The sequence below is a fragment of the Arthrobacter phoenicis genome (assembly GCF_047238215.1).
Lineage (GTDB): Bacteria > Actinomycetota > Actinomycetes > Actinomycetales > Micrococcaceae > Arthrobacter.
The window spans coordinates 1,713,511-1,735,163 of the sequence record NZ_JBDFMK010000001.1; the positions used below are offsets into that span (position 1 = coordinate 1,713,511).

Sequence of the window (21,653 nt, forward strand, 5' to 3'; positions counted from 1 at the left end):
GGCCCGGTGACGTCAACGGTCAACGACGGCCCCCGGTAAAGCCGGTGGACCCCAGGTCTGCAACTCCCCTTGTTAGTCTTCGATCCTAACTGATGCTGGTGTTGCGCCCGGTGACCCCGGCCTCCGTTCGGGGTGCGGCTTACTTTTTGTTGCCCTGCCCGTCCGGGAAGTACGGGTTCCGTCCGGGGTCGCCCTGGTAGGTGCGGCGGCCCGGCAGCGGAATCTCCGTCCGGCCCGCCCCGCCCCGCGATGTGGCGGGCCGTTCCTCCTCGGGCAGGTATCCGCCGTCGGGGCCCCACCTGGTGGTGTCCTCCTCGCGGACGTCGGGACCCACACGGAAGGACGCTGAATCGAACTCTCCCGAGATCCGCGGGATGAGGCCGGTGTCCAGTGAGGTGGTGGCCCGCTGGGGAACCGTCCGGACCTGTGCGGTCCGCGCCGCCGGAACCTCCCCGGCCACTTCCTCGCCCGACCCGGCTGCAGCCTCGCCCGTGACATCCGCCCCGGTCCCCGCGGCGCCTGCCGCACCCGCAACGGCCGGGCGGCGGCGCAGCCGGCCCAGCAGCGGCTGCAGCAGGTCCTGGAGCTCGCTCACCCGCAGCACCCGCAGCAGCACTAAGTAGACGGCCAGCATGATGGGGCCGACGACGGCGACGGTCACCAGGGCGGCGATCCGGCCGCTCCAGGCGAAACCGTCCGGGTTGTAGCTGCCCAGCAGCCACAGGGCGCCGGTCCCCGCGATGGCCGAACCGAGGGCCGCGTAGCCCATCTTGATGTAAGAACTGGCGACACGCGGTCCGTCCAGGTGGCCCAGGAGCCGCCGCAGGAAGCCGGCGCTGACGACCACAGAGAGGATGTTGCCGCCGGTGTAGAGGAGCGCGATGGCGAAGATAATCCGGTCGTAGGGCAGGAACTGGATGAAGAAGGCCGCCACCACGTTCACCAGGGCCAGGACCAGCTGGATGAAGAACGGGGTGCGGGCGTTCTCGTTGGCGTAGAACACCCGGGACATCATGAAGTTGGCGCTCATGAACGGCGTGCTCAGGGCCAGGATGGTCAGGGTCTGGGCCAGCATGACCCCGTCCTGCCGGTCACCGCCGGAGAAGAACATGCCCAGCGGCCCGGCCAGCGCGAAGAGGGCCAGCGCACCGAAGACCGTGGCCACCGCCATGGTGCGCAGGCCGTGGCTGAGCGCGCGGCGGAGACCGGCCCGGTCCCCGTCCTGGGAGGCGCGGGTCATCCGGTTGAAGAGCACCGTGGCGAGCGAGAGCGCGATGATCGAGTGCGGGAGCAGGTACAGCTGGCTGGCTACCTCCAGCACGGCGTTGCCGGGAAGCGTGGCGGCTGCCTCGGTCTGTCCTTCGGCCTGGAGACGGAGGCGTTCCGCGCCGGGGATGGTCGCGATGCGCATGATGTAGAGGAATCCCAGCTGCCCCACGGCCGCCGTCGCCAGCGTCCACACACTGAGCTTGGCGGCCTGGCCCAGCCCCACGCCGCGCCAGCCGAAACGGGGACGCAGCCCCAGCCGGAGCCGGAGCACGGGAATCATCAGGATGGCCGTCTGCGCCACGACGCCGATGGTGGAGAACCCGGCCACCAGCAACGTCTGGAAGGATCCCCAGTTGTCCAGCGTGTGCGGGTTGGCCTCGTTGGTGCCGAGGATCCAGATGAACATGCCGAGGCCCGCGATGGCGACGACGTTGTTCAGGATCGGTGCCCACATGGCAGGCCCGAACGCGCCATTGGCGTTCAGGACCTGGGTCAGCAGTGCGTAGAGGCCATAGAAGAAGATCTGCGGCAGGCACCAGAACGCGAACGCCACGGCCAGGGACTTCTGCTGCGGCGAATATCCCTGGGTGGTCAGGTCGATCACCGTGGGCGCCAGCAGCGTCACCAGCAGCGTCAGGGACAGCAGCACGACGACGGCAAGGGTGAGCAGGCGGCTGATGTAGTCGGCGCCGCGGTCCGGTCCCTTGCTGGCCTTGATGATCTGCGGGACCAGGACAGCGTTGAAGACACCGCCGGCAACCAGCAGGAAGATCAGGTTGGGAAGGTTGTTGGCATTGATGAACGTGTCGGTGACCGTCGAGCCGAGGCCCAGGGCCAGCGCCAGCATCCAGGTCTTGGCGAAACCGAGGAACCGCGAAACCAGGGTCCCGGCGGCCATGATGGCGCTGGACCGGGCTTCTCCTGCGCGGGCGGCCTGGGGGGCGGCGGCTTCGGAGGGTGCGGACTTCTCGGGCTGGGGCTGGGCGGCAGACATCCTTCTCATCGTCTCACCCGGGCGGCCGAATAGGCGCAACCACGGCCTGTACGGACGTGGTCCTAGCGGTGGTCGGGAAGGACTTCGCGGGCGAGGTCGGCGATGCGCCGCTCATTCGGGAAGGACAATTTCCGGGCCAGTTCCGTCAGCGGCACCCAGGCCACGTCCACGGCTTCCTGATCGGGATCGTTCTCAATGGTCAGTTCGCCGCCGGTGGCCTGCAACAGATAGTGGTGGACCGTCTTGTGCACCCGGTGCCCGCTGACGGTGAACCAGTAGTCGATGCTGCCCAGCGGGGCGAGGATCTTGCCCTCGATGCCGGTCTCCTCGGCGATCTCGCGGACGGCGGCTTCCTCGTTGCTTTCCTTGCCCTCCGGGTGGCCCTTCGGCAGGCACCACTCGAGGCGGCCGCCGCGGTTGAGCCGGGCGATGATCGCCACGCGCAGTTCGGCGTCGGACGTGTCCACCACGACGCCGCCCGCGGAAACTTCCTCCACGGTAGGCAGGGAGGCCTGGCCCGCGTGCTGCTGCGCCGGCGCGACGTTGCCACCGATTGCCGAGGGCAACGGTGCGTTCGTCCTCCTGCCGGGAGCGCTCGGTACGGGGTGGGCCATAAAGTCCACTCTAACTACTCTTGCCCGGACTTGATGACCTAAACGTGACGGGAAAGTGGACGGCGGGAAAATCGGATTCGGGCCGCCCCCGCGGGCCGCCGCGGCCGGGCCGGTGTCCCCGGTCCGTCCCGGTGTGGTGCTGGCGGGGATTTCTGACAAGCTTAAGAGACTATGTCGCACCCACATCACCAGACCGAGTCCCACCCCGTCGATTTCCAGGTTGACCCGGTGGTCCTTGAGCTGGGGCGGCGTTTCGCCGATGCCGGCCACGAACTCTCCCTGGTCGGCGGCCCGGTGCGGGACCTCTTCCTGGGCCGCGAATCGCCGGACCTGGACTTCACCACCGACGCCACCCCGGACCAGACCGTCGCCCTGATCAAGAAATGGGCCGACAACTTCTGGGAGATCGGGCGCGCCTTCGGCACCATCGGGATGCGCAAGGCTGGGTTCCAGATCGAGATCACCACCTACCGGGCCGAGGCCTACGACCCAGAGTCGCGGAAGCCCGTGGTGGCGTTCGGATCGTCCCTGACCGATGACCTTTTGCGCCGCGACTTCACCATCAACGCCATGGCCCTGCGGCTGCCCTCGATGGAACTGGTGGACCCGTTCGGCGGGGTCCGCGACCTGCACGCCTCCACGCTGTCCACGCCAGGCTCGCCCGAGGACTCCTTCTCGGACGACCCGCTGCGGATGATGCGGGCGGCCCGCTTCGCCGCGCAGCTGGGCGTGACCGTCCACCCCGACGTCCGCCGCGCCATGACCGCCATGGCGGAGCGGATCAAGATCATTTCCAACGAGCGGGTCCGCGACGAGCTGGTCAAGCTCATCTGCGCCGCCCAGCCGAGGACCGGCGTCGATCTCCTGGTGGACACCGGCCTGGCCGAATACGTGCTGCCCGAGGTGTCCGCGCTCCGGCTCGAATCGGATGAGCACCACCGCCACAAGGACGTCTACCAGCACTCGTTGCAGGTCCTGGAGCAGGCCGCGGGCCTGGAGGCCGGCGCCGACGGCCCCGTCCCGGGGCCCGACTTCGTGCTGCGGTTCGCGGCCCTGATGCACGACGTCGGCAAGCCGGCCACCCGGCGCTTCGAGGCGGGCGGGGCGGTGAGCTTCCGGCACCACGACATGGTGGGGTCGAAGCTGACCGCAAAGCGGATGAAGACGCTTCGTTTCGACAACGACACCATTAAGGCCGTGGCGCGCCTGGTGGAGCTGCACATGCGCTTCTACGGGTACGGCGACGCCGGCTGGAGCGATTCCGCCGTCCGCCGCTACGTCACCGACGCCGGCCCCCTCCTGGAGCGGCTGCACCGGCTTACCCGCTCCGACGTGACCACCCGCAACCAGCGCAAGGCCGAGCGCCTCGCGTTCGCCTACGACGACCTCGAGGCGCGGATCGCCGAGCTGCGCGAGCGGGAATCGCTGGAGGCGGTCCGCCCGGACCTCGACGGCGGCGCCATCATGGCCCTGCTGGGCCTCAAGCCGGGACCCGTCGTCGGGCGCGCCTACAAGTACCTGCTGGAAGAACGGATGGAGAACGGGCCGCTCGAGCCCGCCGCCGCCGAAGCCAAACTGCTGGAATGGTGGGCGGCACAGCCGGAATCCGCCGCCGTCGCACCCTCTGAGGAGTCCTAATGCCCGCACCCGCCAACGGTCCCCGCCCCCAGCTCTGGATCCTCCGCCACGGCGAGACCGAATGGTCCAAGAGCGGCCAGTACACGGGCCTGACGGACCTTCCCCTCACGGTGGAGGGCGAGCAGCAGGCCGTCGAGGCCCGCAAGGTCCTGGACGGGGTCGACTTTGACCTGGTGCTCACCTCGCCGCTGCGCCGCGCCCGCCGCACCGCCGAACTGGCCGGTTTCCCCGACGCCCGGCTGGAACCGCTGGCGGTGGAGTGGGACTACGGCGACTACGAGGGCATCAGCTCGGACCTGATCCGCAAGGACAACCCCGACTACCTGATCTGGACGCACGGCGTGCCGAACGGTGAATCCCTCGACGACGTCGCGGCCCGGGCGGACAAGATCGTGGCCCGGGTGCTGGAGTCCGGCCTCGACAACGTCCTGGTCGTGGCGCACGGGCATTTCTCCCGCATCCTCACCGCCCGGTGGCTGGGACTGGACGCCCACGAGGGACGGCATTTCGTCCTGGGTACCGCCAAGGTTTGCACGCTCGGCTGGGATAAAAAGACCCCCGCAGTGGTGCGCTGGGGCCTCTAAACCCGGTCCCCTAAAAGTTTTTCCATAAAACTTTATGGATTTAGTAGTCAAGCACTGCATTCATCATGTAGTTTTATTTCCAACCCCAGAGGCGTCCCGCCGGGGTATCGGCGCTCACCGCCCGGCCTGTCAGCCGGAGCGATGGCACAACAGAAAAGGAGGTTGGGAAAATGATTACTTTGACTCGCGGATGGATGTTCACCCTCACCGCCAACCCGGCCTCCGTTGTTGCCTGGCGCCCGAATTTTGGAATGCACACCTGCTGATTCCGCTGATCGCCGGCCACGCGCCGGGATCGCAGAACCGCCGCTAGCCCGACTCCTCCCGCATCAGGGACGGCGCGGGCCCGCGCGGGTCAGTTGCCGGTAAAGCCTCCTTCTTCATCACCCTCGCCCTGCCAGGCAATCACAACGCGCGGCACCACAATTCGGAACTCTGCTTCCCGGCGGTGCATCTTTCACGCTCAGTGGCGGCATTCTTCGCTTGGCGAATTCACGCACTAAAACGGCTCTACTTTTGCTGCCCTTTTAGTGAATTATCTGCAATTCATCCGGGGTCTATTTGTCATGCCCAAATATCCCGGAAATTCCTTCCCTCTTCATCCTTGGAGTACACGTGTCTGCCGTTCCGTCCCTGACCCGCCCCACACCGCACCCCGGAGCGTTGCCGCTCCGGCCGAATCCCGCCCAGACTTCCACCCCGACCCTCCGTAGGGAGGTGAAACCCATGAAACGACAGCTCCCCCGCGTGCCGGTCTTCCGTCCGCGGCCCGGCCGCAAGGAACGGACGCAGTTCAACGCCCAGCTGCTGGAACAGCGGCGTGAAGACGTCTACCTGACGCTGCACCAGATGGGCCTGATCCGCTGATTCGCTGCTGCCCCGACCGCCCAGGTCACGCACACCGCAGCAGCCATCAGAGGAGGACCCATGAGATCGACCATTCCGAGCTACCCGCCAGGAGCCCACGCGGCAACGCGTGGGCTCCCCCGTTTAACCGGCCGCCCGTCGCCCCCACGGCCACGTCCGGCTGCCGCGAACCCCCGGTAAGCTCATGGCATGCAGGAGACAATGCCGCCGGACCAGCACCGGAGGAGCCGACTGGTGGTTCCCAGCCGAAGTGACCGGCTGCTACGGAATTTCACCGAACTGATCGGCGGCCCCATGGGGCACCGCGCCGCGCCCGGCGTCGTCTCACCCGGCTTCTTCACCGTCCCGCGGGTCCTCGGAATCCTGACAGTCCTGGCTGCGCTGCTGGCACTCCTGGTCAAGGGCTACTGCCGGAGCAACGGCTGGGAATCCCCCGGCCAGTTCTACGCCACCTGCTACTCCGACTTCCCCGAACTCTTCCGGAACCGCGGACTGGGCAACGGCGCCTTCCCGTTCGTCACCGCCGGCAGCTACTTCGAATACCCGGTCCTGATGGGCTTCATCGCGGGGGCCACCGCCCTTCTGGTACCCGGCTCGGGAACCGGCGCCGGCCGGGTCCTCGCGTACTTCGACGTCAATGCCACCCTGGTGGTGGCCGTCTGGATCGTCGTCGTGCTCGTCACCGCCCGTACGGCCGGCCGGCGGCCCTGGGACGCCGCCATGGTGGCGCTCGCCCCCGGCATTATCCTGGCCGGATTCATCAACTGGGACATGTGGGCCGTGGGGTTCCTGGCCCTTGCCATGTACTTCTTCTCCCGAAACCACCTGGTCCTGGCCGGCATCTGCATCGGGCTGGGCACCGCTACCAAGCTCTACCCGCTGCTGATCCTGGGCGCCATCCTGGTGCTCGCGCTGCGTACCGGACGGATCCGGGCGTTCCTCACCACCGCCGGGGCTGCCGCGGCGGCGTGGCTTGCCGTGAACCTTCCCGCCCTGCTGGCAGACCCAGCGGGATGGAAGTACTTCTACCAGTTCACCGAGTCCCGGCCTGCCGGCTACAGCTCACCCTGGTTCGCGTACAACCTGGTGGCCGGCCGGCTCGGTTGGAAGCCGCTGGAGGCGGCCGTCATCAATTCCCTGGCCATGGACCTGTTCCTGGCCGCGTGCGTGCTGATCGCGTTGCTGGCCCTGGCCGCCCCGCGCCGTCCCCGCCTGGCGCAGCTGGTCTTCCTGATCGTGGCCGCCTTCATCCTGACCAACAAGGTCTACTCGCCCCAGTTCGTCATCTGGCTGATCCCGCTCTTGGCCCTGGCGCGGCCGCGGTGGCGCGACTTCCTCATCTGGCAGGCCATCGAGGGACTGCACTGGGCGGCCGTGTGGATGTTCCTGGGACAGGTCACCAGCGGCGGCCCCTCACAGCACAACATCGACATGCCCTACTACGTCCTGGCCGTCGTCGCGCACATGCTGGCCACGGCATACCTGATGGCGCGGGTGGCCTGGGACATCGTCGAGCCGGACCTGGACATCATCCGCCGGCAGCGCATGGACGATCCCCACGGAGGTCCCTTCGACGGCGCCGCGGACCGGCTGAGGATTGACCTCCGGCACCCGGCGAACTCGGTCCTGCCGTGGCGAAAGGCGAAGGTGAGCACCGATGCCTGACGTCGCAGTGGTGGGAGCGGGCCCCAACGGCCTCGCCGCGGCCGTGACCATGGCCCGCGCGGGCCTCGCCGTCGACGTCTACGAGGCCGCTCCAACCCCCGGCGGCGGCCTCCGGACCATGGAACTGATGGAACCGGGCCACCTGCACGACGTATGCTCGGCCGTTCACCCCATGGCGCTGGCCTCGCCGTTCTTCCGCGGGTTCGGGCTCTCCCGACGGATCGACGTCGTGACCCCCGGGCTCTCCCACGGCGCACCCCTCGACGGCGGCAGGGCCGCGCTGGGATACCGCTCCCTGGAGCGCACGGCAGCCGCCCTGGGCCGCGACGGCGCTGCGTACCGGCGGCTGATGACCCCGCTGCTGCAACGCCTCGAGGGAGTCATGGATGTTGCCCTCAACCAGCTGCTGCGGATCCCCCGGGACCCCGTCGCCGCGGCCTTCTTCGGCCTGCGCACCTTCGAACAGGGCACCCGGCTGTGGGACGTCCGGTTCCGTGAGGATCTCGCCCCCGCGCTCCTGACCGGGGTGGCCGCCCACGCCGTCGCCCCGCTGCCCACTCTCCCGGCCGCTGGCGCCGGCTTGGTCCTCGGTGCCCTGGGACACGCCGCGGGCTGGCCCATTCCGGTGGGCGGTTCAGCGTCCATCGCGCAGGCGATGATCGCCGACATAGAAGCGCACGGCGGCCGGATCCACACCGGCAACCGGATCGATGCCCTGACGGATCTGCCGCCGGTCCGGGCCACCCTCTTCGACGTGGCCCCGCCCGGGCTGCTGCGGATCGCCGGCAACCGGCTCCCGGCCCGTTACCGCCGCGCGCTGGAGGACTACCGGTTCGGCAACGGCGCCTGCAAGGTGGACTACATCCTGTCCGGCCCGGTCCCCTGGGCCGCCTCCGAGCTCGCCGGGGCCGGCACGGTCCACGTCGGCGGAACCCGGGCCGAAACCGCCGAGGCCGAGCACCTGGTGGCCGCCGGGCAGCACCCGGAGCGGCCCTACGTCCTGGTTTCCCAGCCCTCCACCTTTGATGCCGGCCGCGCCCCCGCAGGCCGGCACATCCTCTGGACCTACTGCCACGTCCCGGCCGGTTCCACCGTGGACATGGGTGCCGCGGTCACGGCCCAGCTGGAGCGTTTCGCCCCCGGTTTCAGGGACCTGATCGTGGACCAGCGGGTGACCACGGCGGCGGACCTTGGCGCCTACAACGAAAACTACGTCGGCGGGGACTTCAGCGCCGGGGCCATGGACCTGCGCGGTCTGCTGGCCCGTCCGGTCTTCCGGCCCGTCCCGTGGCGGACCCCCGTCCGCGGGCTCTATCTCTGCTCCTCGGCCACCCCGCCCGGGCCCGGCGTGACCGGCATGCCGGGCTTCCACGCCGCCCGGCACGCGCTCCGGGACGTCTTCGGTCTCCCGGTTCCCGGGCTTGGCCCGGTGGGGGACGCGGCCGCCGGCTAGTGCGCGCCCTGCCGGCTACTGCGCGCTCTGCAGGGCGCCGAGTGAGAGCCGACCGTCTGCCATCGAGGCGACGGCGTCCGTGTGCGGCACCAGGTCCGCGTCGTGCGTGACCATCAGCGTCGCGACGCCGAACTCATCGGTGACCTCCCGCAGCAACCGGACGATGTCCCCGCTGCGCTGCTGGTCCAGCGCCGCCGTCGGCTCGTCCACCAGCAGCAGGGCGGGATCGGCCATCAGGGCCCGGGCGATGTTGACGCGCTGCCGCTGACCGCCGGAAAGCTGGTGCGGCCGGCGGTCCCCGGCGGCTGCCAGGCCCACGCGGTCCAGCAGCGTCCCCGCACGCTCCCGGGCCTGCCGCGGCTGTTCTCCGCGCAGGTGCGCGGCCAGGAGCAGTTGTTCCACGGCGGCCAGGGAGGGCAGCAGGTTGGGCTGCTGGAAGATGATCCCGATCCGGTCCCGGCGCAGCGCGGAACGACCCGCGTCGGTCAGTGACCCCGCGTCCTGGCCGGCCACCAGGACTGTGCCGGAGCTTGGGCGGATCAGGGTGGCGGCCACCGCCAGCAGCGAAGACTTCCCGGATCCGGAGGGACCCAGAAGCGCCACGAACGTGCCCGCGGCCAGGTCCAGGCTGACCCGGTCCAGGGCGCGCAGCGTGGTGCCGCCGTCGGGGTAGTCCAGGGTGACGTCGCGGAGGCTGAGGACGGACTTCATGAATATGCCTTTCGAGGAATGTTTAGGGGTTTGGTGCCGGTGGGAGAAGTCAGTTGCCGCCGAGGGCCAGCAGCGGGTCCACCCGGGTGACGCCGCGGACCGCGAGGACTGAAGCGGCGAGTCCCAGGACCACGACGCCGGCGACGGGCAGCAGCGTGGTGGCCGGGCCGGTGAGGAACGGCGCGGCCTTCCCGGCGAGCAGTCCGCAGAGCACGCCCGCGGCGCCGCCGGCCAGGGCCCCCGCGGCCAGCACCGCTGCGGCCTGGACCATGGCGTCCCGGAGGATGTACCGGGTGGATCCGCCGAGGGCCTTGAGGACGGCGATGTCACGGGTCCGCTGCACGGTCCACACGGTCAGGAAGGCGGCCACCACAAGGGCGCTGATCCCGTAGAGGAACGACTGCATCAGCAGCAGGGAACCGTTTTCGCTGCGGTAGGAGCCGAGGGCCTGGAAGGAGCCGTCGCGGGTGGTGCTGACGGTTCCCGCGGCGGCGTCGGCGGTACCGAGGTCCGTCCCGGTCGAGGTGCTCACGGCCAGGACCGTGGCCACGGCGGCCGGGTCCGTCAGGTGCGAGAGGGTGCGCCAGTCCGCCAGGGAGGTCCAGACCACGGCGGTGTGCGAGTACCACTGGTCCGGGACCACGGCGGCGACGGCCAGGGAGCTGCCGCCCACGCTGATCCGGCGTCCCGGCGCGAGGTCCAGGTCCTTGGCCAGGCCGGCCCCGATCACTGCGGTGCCCTCGGCCACGGGGGCGGGGGCGAGCGTGCCGTCCCCGGTCACGCCGAAGACGGCGACATTCGCCGACCCGGCGGGATCCCCGCCCGGGGCGACGGCCTGCAGCCGGGTCTGGCTGATGCCCAGCGGCTCCGCGGAGGTGACGCCGTCGTGGTTCTTCCAGCGGGCCAGCTGGGCCGCGGTGACGGAGGACTCCGTGTAGGAGGCGGTGGGTGTGGTCCCGGCGGGGGCACCGAAGACGATGTGGTCCGCCGGGAGGGCGGCGATGGCGGAGGTGGACTGGTTGCCGAGGCCGGCGGTGAGGCCGGAGAGCATCACCAGCAGCAGGGTGATCAGGGCGACGACGCCGCCCATCAGGGCGAAGCGGCCCTTGGCGAAGCGGATGTCGCGGAGAGCGAGAAACATGGGTGTCCTTTGCGGGTTGAAAAGCCTTTCTTCCACTCTGGCCCGGGCCGGCGGCCATTCCATCGGGGGCCCGGATGATCCCGGCGGGACGATCGGAGGGGCGCCGGGTCATCCAAAAGGATGATTACGGTGTCCCGAGGGCCCGGGGCGGGCTCCCGGGCAGGGTGCCAAAGCTAGGCTGAGGACATGGAAAGCGAGGCGGGGGACACCCGGCGGGCGGCGGGTACGGCGGTGATCCTCCGCGTGCTGCGCGTCAGCCTGCACGTCGGCTTCGCGGTGCTCCTGCTGGTTGCGATTGCGCGGCTGCTGGCCGGCGGCCTGGGCAGCGGCGCGGCCTGGCTGCAGCTGGTCCTGGCCGTCGCCCTCGCCGGGGTCTACCTGGCCGGAACGGTCCTGGAGAAGCGGCACGCGGCGCTGCCCGGGCGCTTTGACCCGCGTCCGCACGCCCGCTGGTGGCTCGCCCTGGTGTGCCTGCTCTGGCTGGCGCTGATCGCCGGCAGCGCCGACTTCGTGTGGCTAGCCTTCCCGTTGTTCTTCCTCCAGCTGCAGGTGCTCCCCCGGGCGGGTGCCCTCGCCGCGATCGCCGCCAGCACCGCCCTGGTGATCGCCGCGCTCTGGGTCCACGGCGGCGGGCCCGCCGGGACGCCGCTGCAGCTGCCGATGGTGCTGGGACCCAGCTTCGGCGCCGCGTTCGCCGTCGTCACCGGCCTCGCCTACCGGGCGCTCTACACCGAGGCCGAGGAACAGCGCCGCGTGGCGGAGGAACTCCGGCGCACCCGCGCCGAGCTGGCCAGCAGCGAACACGACGCCGGCATCCTCGCCGAACGCGCCCGGCTGGCCCGCGAAATCCACGACACCCTGGCCCAGGGCTTCTCCAGCATCGTGCTGATGGGACGCTCCGCGGAGCAGGCGCTGGCCGCGGGCGATACGGATCTCGCCGCCGCCCGGCTGCACACCGTCCAGGCCACCGCCGCCGGGAACCTGGCCGAGGCCCGCAACTTCGTCCGCGGGCTGCAGCCGCCCGCCCTGGAACGCGAATCGCTGCCGACCAGCCTGCGCCGGCTCTGCGAGACCACGGAGGCCGAGGCCGGCGCGCAGGGAACGCCCCTGGCCTGCCGGCTGGAGCTCACCGGAACGCCCGTGGAACTGCCCCGGCCCTACCAGGCCACCCTGCTGCGCGCCGCCCAGGCCAGCCTGGCCAACGTCCGCCGCCACGCCGCCGCCGGCACGGCCGTGGTCACGCTCGGATTCCTCGACACGGAGGTCACCATGGACATCTTCGACGACGGCCAGGGCTTTGACCCGCAGGCCATCGCGGGCCACCCGGACGGCTCCGGCTTCGGCCTGCGCTCCCTGCAGGACCGGCTGGCAGCGCTCGGTGGCACCTTCGCCGTCGAGTCCGCGCCCGGGGAAGGTACCGTGGTGGCGCTCCGCCTGCCGCTGGGCGGTGCGGCCGCGTGAACGACATCCGTGTCCTGCTGGTCGATGACCATCCCGTGGTCCGCGCAGGTCTGCGGGCCATGCTGGCCGGCTGCGAGGGCATCACCGTCGCCGCGGAAGCCGCCGACGGCGCCGCCGCGATCGCCGAACTGTCCCGGCTTCACACCCTCGGCGAACCGGCCGACGTCGTCCTCATGGACCTGCAGATGGGTGCCGGCATGGACGGGGTCACCGCGACCGGCCGGATCCGGGCCGGCGCGGCCGGGACACCCCCGCCCCCGGTCCTGATCCTCACCACCTTCGACTCCGACGCCGACATCCTGGCCGCGGTGGAGGCCGGCGCCAGCGGCTACATGCTCAAGGACGCCCCGCCCGAGCAGCTCCGCGACGCCGTCCTGGCCGCCGCCGCCGGCCGCACGGCCCTGGCCCCCGAGGTCGCGGCGCGGCTGCTCGGCCGGATCCGGAACCCGGAACCGGTCCTCTCCGCCCGGGAGCTGGAACTGCTGGAACTGCTGGCCACCGGCCTGGCCAACCGCGCCATCGCCAAGGAACTGTTCATCTCCGAGGCCACCGTGAAGACCCACCTGGCGCACATCTACGCCAAACTCGGCGTCGACAACCGGACGGCGGCCATCGCCGCGGCGACGCAACGCCGCATCATCCGCCCGGCCGGCGGGTGAGACTGCCCCTGTCACCGCCTCTCGGGTGACTTCCGGACCCCAGGACGCCGCGTGACACGGCGATGTCCGGGGCTCAGGGCATAATGGCGCGAATGGGGAAAAAACACATACTGACCTTTGGCCTGACCGGACTGGTGCTCGCCGCCTCGCTGGTGGCCTGTGACGACGGCCGCTCGGGGGCCCAGGACGCCGCCAACAAGCTCGCCTCCGGCCTCTCCGCGCTCGACGTCGGCGCGGTCCCGTTCCAGGGCAAGGACTCCTCCGCCGCCAATGACCGGCTGCACGAGGCCTTCAAGGCCCTCGAACCGGCCAAGCCCACGGTCCACGGCGGCGACCTCACCGTGGACAAGGACACCGCCACGCTCCCGCTGGACATCAGCTGGACCATCGGCGGATCCGAATGGAAATACTCCGTCTCCGCCCAGCTGAAGAAGGCCGGAAACACCTGGCAGACCGTCTGGAAGCCGGACCTGCTGGCGCCCGGCCTGACCGACACCGAGGTGCTGGCCACCTCCACGCAGGCGCCGCAGCGGGCCGATATCCTCGGTGCCGGGGACGTGCCGCTGGTGACCTCCCGCCCGGTGGTCAACGTCGGCATCGACAAGACCACCCTCGGTGGGGCCGACCCGGCGGCATCCGCCGCGAAGCTCGCGACCCTGGTGGGCGTGGACCCGGCCGGGTACACCCAGCAGGTGCAGGCCGCCGGCCCGCAGGCCTTCGTCGCCGCCATCACGCTGCGGCAGGACGGCCGGACCGTCACGGACGAGCAGATTGCCGCGATCCCCGGTGCCCGGGCCATCGCCGATGCGCTCCCGCTCGCACCCACGCGGACCTTTGCCCGGGCCGTCCTCGGCTCCGTGGCCGAGGCCAGCGCCGAACAGATCGAGACGTCCGGCGGGGCGCTCAAGAACGGGGACAGCACCGGCACCGGCGGCCTGCAGCAGCAGTACGACGCCCGGCTGCGCGGCACCGACGGCGTCCAGGTCTTCGCCCAGGTCCCCGGCCTCACCGCGGAACAACGCCAGGCCCAGCCCAACGCCGGCCGCCGGATGCTCTTCCAGGTCGCCATGAAGCCGGGCACCCCGCTGAAGACCACCCTGGACCCGAAGCTTCAGCAACTGGCCGAGGACACCCTGGCCAAGGTGGGACCGGCATCCGCGATCGTGGCGCTCCGGCCCTCCAGCGGCGCCGTGCTGGCCGCAGCGTCCGGACCCGGCAGCAACGGCTACGACACCGCCATGCTGGGACAGTATGCCCCCGGCTCCATCTTCAAGATCGTCGATTCCCTGGCGCTGATCCGCGGCGGCATGACCCCGGACAGCAAGGTCGACTGCCCCGCCACCCTGGAGGTGGACGGCCGGACCTTCAAGAACGCGGAGGGCTACCCTGCTTCCTCGCTGGGCTCGGTAGCCCTGCGGGACGCTTTCGCGCACTCCTGCAACACCGCGTTCATCAACGCCCGCGACAAGGTCAGCCAGGCCCAGCTGGAAAGCACCGCGGCGTCCCTGGGTGTGGGCGTTGACGCCCCGAAGCTTGGCGCGGCCGCGTTCCTGGGGTCCGTTCCCGGCCAAGCCGGCGGCACCGAACACGCCGCCTCGATGATCGGCCAGGGCAAGGTCCTGCTGTCCCCGCTCGTGGCGGCGGTGATGGCCGGTTCCGTGGCCAAGGGCGCCCCCGTGTCGCCGGTGCTGGTCACGAACCCTGATGCGGCCGCCGGCACGCCGGGAACGACGGCGGGCACCACGTCGACCGCCACCGGCTCCGCGTCTCCCGCCGCGACGGCGTCGTCCGGCGGGTCGCCGAGTGCCTCTTCCGGTGCGTCGTCGACGGCGACCTCCACGGCCGCGCCGACGGCCTCCGGCACCCCGCTGACCCCGGCCGAGGCGGCGTCCCTGGCCGACATGATGCGCGCCGTCATCACCTCCGGGCACGCCGGCTTCCTCGCCTCCGTCCCCGGCGCCCCGGTGGGGGCCAAGACGGGAACGGCCGAGTTCGGCTCGGACAACCCGCCGAAGACCCACGCCTGGATCGTGGCCACGCACGGCGACCTCGCCGTCGCCGTCTTCGTGGAGGACGGCGGGCTGGGCGCCACCACCTCCGGGCCGCTGCTCAAGGAGTTCCTGACCGGCGCCGGCTAGGCCAGCACCACGGAGCCCCGCGGCCGTGACCGCGGGGCTCCGTGCGAGGATGGAAGCGTGGCCCATATTGACGTTTCCGGCATCGACTACTTCCTCTCCGACGGCACCCAGCTGCTCAACGGCGTGACCTTCAAGGTCCCCGACGGCACCAAGACGGCGCTGATCGGACCCAACGGAACCGGCAAGACCACGCTCTTCCGCATCATCGCCGGTGACCTCACCCCGGACGAGGGCGTGATCGGCCGGTCCGGCAACATGGGCATCATGCGGCAGTTCGTCGGCCAGGTCCGCGACGACTCCACCGTCCGGGACCTGCTGGTCTCCGCCGCGCCGCCCGCGCTGGCCGCGGCCGCGCGCGCCGTCGACGAGGCCGAACTGGCCATGATGGAACATGACGACGAGCCGACCCAGATGAAGTACGCCCAGGCGATCGTCGACTGGGGCGACGCCGGCGGGTACGACGTCGAAACCGTCTGGGACGAGGTCTGCATGGCCGCGCTGGGGCTCCCCTTCGACCGCGCCCAGCACCGGCCCGCCTCAAGCCTGTCCGGCGGCGAACAGAAGCGGCTGGTCCTCGAGGCCCTCTTCGCCGGCCCGGACGAACTGCTGCTGCTGGACGAACCGGACAACTACCTCGACGTCCCCGGCAAGCGCTGGCTCGAGGCGAAGCTCAACGAGTCGAAGAAGACCGTGTTCTTCATCAGCCACGACCGCGAGCTGCTGAACAACGCCGCCGGCCGCATCGTCACCCTGGAACCGGGCATCAACGGCGCCGGCGCCTGGGTCCACGGCGGCGGCTTCGGCTCCTACGTCGAGGCCCGTGCGGACCGCAACGCCCGCTTCGAGGAGCTCCGCAAGCGCTGGGACGAGGAGCACGTGAAGCTCAAGGAACTCGTCAACATGTACAAGAACAAGGCCGCGTTCCGCTCCGACATGGCCAACCGGTACCACGCCGCGCAGACCCGGCTGGCGAAGTTCCTCGAGGCAGGCCCGCCCGAGGCCCTGCCGATCGAGCAAAACGTTCAGATGCGGCTCAAGGGCGGCCGGACCGCAAAGCGCGCCGTCGTGGCCGAAAAGCTGGAACTCACCGGGCTGATGAAGCCGTTCTCCACCGAGATCTGGTTCGGCGACCGGGTGGGCGTGCTCGGCTCCAACGGCTCCGGCAAGAGCCACTTCCTGCGCCTGCTCGCCACCGGCGGCACCGATCCGGAACGCGAACACCTGCCCGTCTCCGCGCTGCCTGCGGCTCCCACCCCTCGCAAGCTCGGGGAGGGGCCCTCGCCGCAGCCGCTTGTCGAGATCGCCGAGGTCCCGCACGAGGGCACGGTCAAGCTCGGCGCCCGGATCCGGCCCGGCTTCTTCGCCCAAACCCACGTCCGGCCGGACCTCCTGGGCAAGACCCTGCTGGAGATCCTGCACCGCGGCGACGAGCACCGCTCCGGCCTGGCCCGCGAGGCCGCCGCCGGCGCGCTGGACGGCTACGGGCTGGCCGGCCAGTCCGAGCAGAAGTACGAGTCCCTCTCCGGCGGCCAGCAGGCCCGGTTCCAGATCCTGCTGCTGCAGCTCTCCGGCGCCACCCTGCTGCTGCTCGACGAGCCCACAGACAACCTGGACCTGCACTCAGCCGAGGCGCTGGAACGGGCGATCGGCCACTTCGAGGGCACCGTCCTGGCCGTGACCCACGACCGCTGGTTCGCGCGGACCTTCGACCGCTTCCTGGTCTTCGGCTCCGACGGCAAGGTCTACGAATCCGCGGAGCCGGTCTGGGACCAAAAGCGGGTGGACCGGGTCCGCTGACTGCGCACTTGAGCGGTTACCGTGATCATTTGATCATTTAGCGCTACTGTTTGCTCATGAACACTGAGCAGCGGCACCGCCGCATCGGCGAACTGTTGCGCCGCCGCGACCACGTGAGCGTGGAGGAACTGGTGGCCGAGTGCGGCGCCTCCGGCGCCACCATCCGGCGCGACCTGGACGTCCTCGCCCTCAACGGCGTCCTCCGCCGGGTCCACGGCGGGGCGCAGAGCCTCGTCGCGGGCGGCGAGCACCCCGAATACGGCCAGCGTGAACTCGAGGACCAGGAGGCCAAGGCGCGGATTGCCGCCGGCGTCGCCGGACTCCTCCGGGACCGGACCCACGTCTGGCTGGACAGCGGCACCACAGCCACCGAGGTGGCCCGGCAGCTGCAACACCGTGAACTGACCGTCATGCCCATGTCCCTGCCCGCCGTCAACGCCCTTGCCGGCGGCGCCACGGCGGGCCGGCGGGCGGCGCTGCTGCTGCCCGGCGGCAGCCTGAGCCCCGGAGAGCTCTCCTTCCGCGGCCCGCTGACCGAGTCCACCGTCCGGGCCCTCCGGTTCGACACCGCCGTCGTCACCCCCTGCGCGGTGAGCCTGCGCGACGGCCTGCTCGCCCACGACCTGGAGGACGCCGCCGTCAAACGCGCCGGCCTCGAGTCGGCCGCCCGCGTGATCGCCGCCTGCTCCGCCGCCAAATGGGACGCCGGCGCCGTCGCGCTGGTGGCCGCCCTGGACGCCGTGGACGTCCTGGTGACCGACAAAGACCTGACCCCGGCGGACCGCGCCGAACTCGCCCGTCACTGTGTGGAAGTGGTAACCGTATGAGCAAGCTTCAGACCCGCGAACCCCTCAGGGCGGCGGCCGCGGCCACCTTCCTGGTCTTCGGCATCAACGGGCTGGTCTTCGCCAGCTGGGCCGCCCGGATCCCCGCGGTCACCGACATCCTGGGCATCACCTCTGGCCAGATGGGGACGCTGCTGCTTTGCGTGGCCGTGGGGTCGCTGATGGCCCTGCCGACCGCCGGCTGGGTGGTCAACCGGCTGGGCACGGCCAACACCATCCGGGCCGCCGGGCTGCTCGCGGCCGCCGCCGGCGCCGGCATCGCCGTCTCCCTGAACGCCGTGTCGATTCCCGGGACCGCCGTCTCGCTGTTCTTCTTCGGGATCGGGATCGGGCTCTGGGACGTCTCGCAGAACATTGAGGGCGCCGACGTCGAACACCAACTGGGCCGCACCATCATGCCGCAATTCCACGCCGCGTTCAGCGGCGGGGCCTTCGTGGGCGCCCTGATCGGCGCCGGGCTCTCCCAGTTGGGCATCGGCCTGCCCATCCACCTGCTGGTCATCGCCGCCGTTGTGGTCGTCGCGGCGCTGACGGCGCCACGCTACTTCCTCCCCCATGCGGCGGGAGCGGACGGGGCGCACGACGCCGACGCCGGGGCGCCGCGCGCCGGCTCGGCCTGGCGGGAGGGCCGCACGGTGCTGATCGGCGTCGTCGTCCTCGGCGCCACCCTGACCGAGGGGGCCGGCAACGACTGGATCGCCAAGGCGGCCGTCGACGGCCTGGGCGCCCCGCAATCGACCGGGGCGCTGTTGTTCGCCGTCTTCGTCCTCGCCATGACGGCCATGCGCCTGTTCGGCGGCCGCCTGATCGACGGCTACGGCCGGGTGCCGGTGCTGCGGGCCAGCATGGGCGCCGCGGCGGCGGGCCTCGCCCTCTTCGTCTTCGCCGGCAATCTCTGGGTGGCGGCCGGGGGCGCGGCACTCTGGGGCGTGGGGGCCGCCCTGGCCTTCCCAATGGGGATGTCCGCCGCGGCGGACGACCCGCGCCGCGCCGCCGTCCGGGTCTCCGTGGTGTCCACGCTGGGCTACGTCGCCTTCCTGGCCGGGCCTCCGCTGCTCGGCTACCTGGGCGACCTGACCGGCATCAGGCTGGCCCTGCTGGCCATCGGGGCGCCCATCCTGCTGGCGCTGCTGCTGGCGGGCGCCGCGAAGCCGCTCCGCGCCGGGTAGGGCACGCCGCCGCCGGGCCGGCAGTAAGGTGGGCAGATGCGAAGCATGCTGGCCAAAACCCCGCGCCACTTTGAGAAGCTGGACCGCCGGCTGGTGCGGAAGGTCTCGCGGCTCCCCCACGGCAGCCACGACGATTTCTTCCGGAACCTCTCCGCCGCCGCCAACCACGGCAAGCTCTGGATCGGGATCGCCGCCGGCCTGGCCCTGGTCCCCGGCAAGACCCGCCGGGCCGCCCTGCACGGACTGCTGGCCCAGGGCGTGGCGTCCGCCGTGACGAACGTGGTCTTCAAGTCGCTGCTGCCCCGCCAGCGGCCCCTGCCCGAACACCTGCCGACCTTCCGGTTCGTGAACCCGCAGCCCACCAGCTCCTCCATGCCGTCGGGGCATTCGGCCTCCGCCGTGGCCTTCGCCGTAGGGGTAGGCCTGGTCCGGCCGGCCCTGGGCGCCGCCCTGGCCCCGGTCGCCGCCGGAGTGGCCTACTCACGGGTGCACACCGGGGCGCACTGGCCCTCGGACGTCTTCTTCGGCTCCGCGATCGGTGCCGGGGCGGCCCTCGTGACCCGGCGCTGGTGGCCGGTCCGGCCGCCGTTTCCCGCCGTCCGCCGCACCCCCGTGGAGGCCAACCGGCTGCCCGACGGCGAGGGGCTCGGCATCGCCGTGAACACCCTCGGCGGTTCCTACGCGGACCAGACCGCCGCCGCCCTCCAGGAAGTATTCCCCAAGGCGTACATCAAGGAAATCCAGGCCGGCGAGGACGTCGACGCCGAAATCCAGGCGGTGGCCCGGCGGGAGGGGATCAAAGCCCTCGGAGTCTGGGGCGGGGACGGCACGGTCGGCACCGCCGCGGCCGCCGCCGTCGAACACTCCCTCCCGCTGCTGGTCCTGCCCGGCGGCACCCTGAACCACTTCGCCCGCGACGCCGGCACCCCCACCCTCCAGGCCGCCGTCGACGCCGCAACCCGGGGCGAGGCCGCCCGCGCCGACATCGGCCACGTCGCGGTGGAACGCGGCCTCCCGGACGACCCGGTCCGGCAGCACCTGACCATGCTCAACACCGCCAGCATCGGGCTCCACCCCAACTTGGTCCGGCGCCGCGAACAGCTCCAGCCCGCCCTCGGCAAGCCGCTGGCCGGCGTCGTGGCCATGTTCCGGACCTTCGCCGCCGGAACACCCAGCACCCTGGTGGTGGACGGGGTGCGGCACAAACTCTGGATCCTCTACGTGGGCCGCGGCCGCTACTACCCGCGTGACCACGCACCGCTGGTCCGACCGGTGCTCGACGACGGCGTCCTGGACCTCCGGATGATCACCGCGGACGAGTCCTTTGCCCGGCTCCGCCTGCTCTGGGCGGTGCTGACCGGGACGGTGGCGACCTCGGGCATCACGCACCTGCGCGAGGCCACCCGGATCCGGGTGGAACCCGCCGGACCCACCATGGTGCTGGCCGTCGACGGGGAGGTCATGCCCGGAGTCCGGGCCGTGGAGTTCTCGGTCCAGCCCGGCGGCCTGGTCTACTACACGCCGCGGGACCAGGACTGACGGGAAGTCCCGGCCGCGGTGGACCAAAGGCCGAGGGCCCCAGTGCCGGGACCCTGAGTCGACCCTGAAACATCCCTTAAACCGTTGCCAAACCGGTTCGGTTGGCGGACAGCATGGGTAGCGTGGGGACCATACAGCCACCGCTACGCAAAGGACCGCTTCCATGATCGAGGCCAGAGGCCTGACGAAGGTCTACGGCGACAAAACCGCCGTCGCCGGAGTTGATTTCACCGTCCAGCCGGGACGGGTCACCGGCTTCCTGGGCCCTAACGGGGCCGGGAAGTCGACCACCATGAGGATGATCATGGGACTGGACCGCCCGACGTCGGGCACCGTGACCGTCGACGGCGTCCCGTACGCCCGGCACGCCGCGCCGCTGCGCGACGTCGGCGCCCTGCTCGATGCCAAGGCCGTCCACACCAGCCGCTCCGCCTACAACCACCTGCTGGCCATGGCCGCCACCCACGGCATCCCGAAGCAACGGGTCCGGGAAGTCATCGAGATGACCGGCCTCGGCGAGGTGGCGCGCAAGAAGGTGGGCGGCTTCTCCCTCGGCATGGGCCAGCGGCTCGGCATCGCCGCCGCGCTGCTGGGCGACCCGCGCACCGTCATCCTGGACGAGCCGGTCAACGGCCTGGACCCCGAGGGCGTGGTCTGGGTCCGCAACCTGGTCAAGTACCTGGCCTCCGAGGGGCGCACGGTGTTCCTCTCCAGCCACCTGATGAGCGAAATGGCCGTCACCGCGGACCACCTGATCGTGATCGGCCGCGGCCGGATCATCGCCGACGCGCCGATCCAGGACATCATCACGGGCAAGGACCGCGGCAGGGTGCGGGTCCGCACCGACCAGGGCGCCGAACTGACGCGCCTGCTCACCGCCGACGGCGCCACCGTGGACGGCCAGGAGAACGAACTGCTCGAGGTCACGGGCCTGGAACCGCGCCGGATCGCCCGGACCGCGCTGGAGCACGGCGTCATGATCTACGAACTCACCCCGCTCCGCGCCAGCCTCGAGGAGGCCTACATGGAGTTGACCAAGGACGAGGTCGAATACCACTCGCTGATCACCACGGGCGACACCGCCCCCGCCCAGGCCGGAGGCAACTGAA

General features: G+C 71.0%; 17 protein-coding genes. 13 read left to right on the plus strand and 4 right to left on the minus strand.

What is annotated here, in order from left to right:
* Window positions 1-139: 139 nt before the first annotated feature.
* Both murJ and ABC337_RS08015 read right to left on the minus strand, forming a co-directional pair.
* Window positions 140-2,272 carry a murein biosynthesis integral membrane protein MurJ gene (gene murJ / locus ABC337_RS08010; RefSeq protein WP_412884422.1) on the minus strand — a complete coding sequence of 711 codons (2,133 nt, stop codon included), beginning with the start codon at window positions 2,270-2,272 and terminating at the stop codon, window positions 140-142.
* Between the two features lie 53 nt (window positions 2,273-2,325).
* Window positions 2,326-2,829, minus strand: coding sequence for an NUDIX hydrolase (locus ABC337_RS08015; RefSeq protein ID WP_377971008.1), 504 nt, complete (start codon window positions 2,827-2,829; stop codon window positions 2,326-2,328).
* Window positions 2,830-3,048: 219 nt separating this feature from the next.
* Here ABC337_RS08015 and ABC337_RS08020 point away from each other — a divergent pair, with 219 nt between their 5' ends.
* The 5 genes from ABC337_RS08020 (at window position 3,049) to ABC337_RS08040 (ending at window position 9,084) form a co-directional block, all read left to right on the plus strand.
* A complete protein-coding gene (locus ABC337_RS08020) occupies window positions 3,049-4,515 on the plus strand; it encodes a CCA tRNA nucleotidyltransferase (protein ID WP_412884421.1) in 1,467 nt (488 codons plus the stop codon).
* Window positions 4,515-5,099: a histidine phosphatase family protein gene (locus ABC337_RS08025; protein WP_412884420.1), complete on the plus strand. Its 585-nt coding sequence runs from the start codon at window positions 4,515-4,517 to the stop codon at window positions 5,097-5,099. Before ABC337_RS08020 ends, ABC337_RS08025 begins: the two co-directional genes overlap by 1 nt.
* A gap of 726 nt (window positions 5,100-5,825) precedes the next feature.
* The gene (locus tag ABC337_RS08030) at window positions 5,826-5,966 is read left to right on the plus strand and encodes a hypothetical protein (RefSeq protein WP_290257125.1); all 141 of its coding nucleotides are present in this window, start codon (window positions 5,826-5,828) and stop codon (window positions 5,964-5,966) included.
* 189 nt (window positions 5,967-6,155) lie between these two features.
* On the plus strand, window positions 6,156-7,631 hold the full coding sequence (locus ABC337_RS08035) for a glycosyltransferase family 87 protein (RefSeq protein ID WP_412884419.1): 1,476 nt from the start codon (window positions 6,156-6,158) through the stop codon (window positions 7,629-7,631).
* On the plus strand, window positions 7,624-9,084 hold the full coding sequence (locus ABC337_RS08040; RefSeq protein ID WP_412884418.1) for a phytoene desaturase family protein: 1,461 nt from the start codon (window positions 7,624-7,626) through the stop codon (window positions 9,082-9,084). Before ABC337_RS08035 ends, ABC337_RS08040 begins: the two co-directional genes overlap by 8 nt.
* Before the next feature lie 15 nt (window positions 9,085-9,099).
* Here ABC337_RS08040 and ABC337_RS08045 read toward each other — a convergent pair whose 3' ends face one another.
* Both ABC337_RS08045 and ABC337_RS08050 read right to left on the minus strand, forming a co-directional pair.
* Complete coding sequence (locus ABC337_RS08045; RefSeq protein ID WP_412884417.1) at window positions 9,100-9,795, minus strand: ABC transporter ATP-binding protein; 696 nt, start codon at window positions 9,793-9,795, stop codon at window positions 9,100-9,102.
* 49 nt (window positions 9,796-9,844) lie between these two features.
* Complete coding sequence (locus tag ABC337_RS08050) at window positions 9,845-10,936, minus strand: ABC transporter permease (protein WP_412884416.1); 1,092 nt, start codon at window positions 10,934-10,936, stop codon at window positions 9,845-9,847.
* Window positions 10,937-11,122: 186 nt separating this feature from the next.
* On the opposite strand from ABC337_RS08050, the gene ABC337_RS08055 reads away from it, so the two are divergent.
* From ABC337_RS08055 to ABC337_RS08090, 8 genes are all read left to right on the plus strand, one after another.
* A complete protein-coding gene (locus ABC337_RS08055) occupies window positions 11,123-12,397 on the plus strand; it encodes a sensor histidine kinase (RefSeq protein WP_412884415.1) in 1,275 nt (424 codons plus the stop codon).
* Complete coding sequence (locus tag ABC337_RS08060) at window positions 12,394-13,056, plus strand: response regulator (RefSeq protein WP_412884414.1); 663 nt, start codon at window positions 12,394-12,396, stop codon at window positions 13,054-13,056. The genes ABC337_RS08055 and ABC337_RS08060 overlap by 4 nt, the downstream gene beginning before the upstream one ends.
* Before the next feature lie 92 nt (window positions 13,057-13,148).
* The gene (locus ABC337_RS08065; RefSeq protein ID WP_412884413.1) at window positions 13,149-15,194 is read left to right on the plus strand and encodes a penicillin-binding transpeptidase domain-containing protein; all 2,046 of its coding nucleotides are present in this window, start codon (window positions 13,149-13,151) and stop codon (window positions 15,192-15,194) included.
* Window positions 15,195-15,251: 57 nt separating this feature from the next.
* Entirely contained in the window at window positions 15,252-16,991 is a 1,740-nt protein-coding gene (locus ABC337_RS08070) for an ABC-F family ATP-binding cassette domain-containing protein (protein WP_412884412.1), read from the plus strand.
* A 56-nt stretch (window positions 16,992-17,047) separates the two neighbouring features.
* Window positions 17,048-17,818, plus strand: coding sequence for a DeoR/GlpR family DNA-binding transcription regulator (locus tag ABC337_RS08075; RefSeq protein WP_412884411.1), 771 nt, complete (start codon window positions 17,048-17,050; stop codon window positions 17,816-17,818).
* Window positions 17,815-19,005, plus strand: coding sequence for an MFS transporter (locus ABC337_RS08080; protein ID WP_412884410.1), 1,191 nt, complete (start codon window positions 17,815-17,817; stop codon window positions 19,003-19,005). The genes ABC337_RS08075 and ABC337_RS08080 overlap by 4 nt, the downstream gene beginning before the upstream one ends.
* A gap of 36 nt (window positions 19,006-19,041) precedes the next feature.
* Window positions 19,042-20,544 (plus strand): bifunctional phosphatase PAP2/diacylglycerol kinase family protein, encoded by a 1,503-nt coding sequence (locus tag ABC337_RS08085; protein WP_412884409.1) that lies wholly within the window; start codon window positions 19,042-19,044, stop codon window positions 20,542-20,544.
* A 163-nt stretch (window positions 20,545-20,707) separates the two neighbouring features.
* Window positions 20,708-21,652: an ABC transporter ATP-binding protein gene (locus tag ABC337_RS08090; protein WP_412884408.1), complete on the plus strand. Its 945-nt coding sequence runs from the start codon at window positions 20,708-20,710 to the stop codon at window positions 21,650-21,652.
* Window position 21,653: the final 1 nt, after the last annotated feature.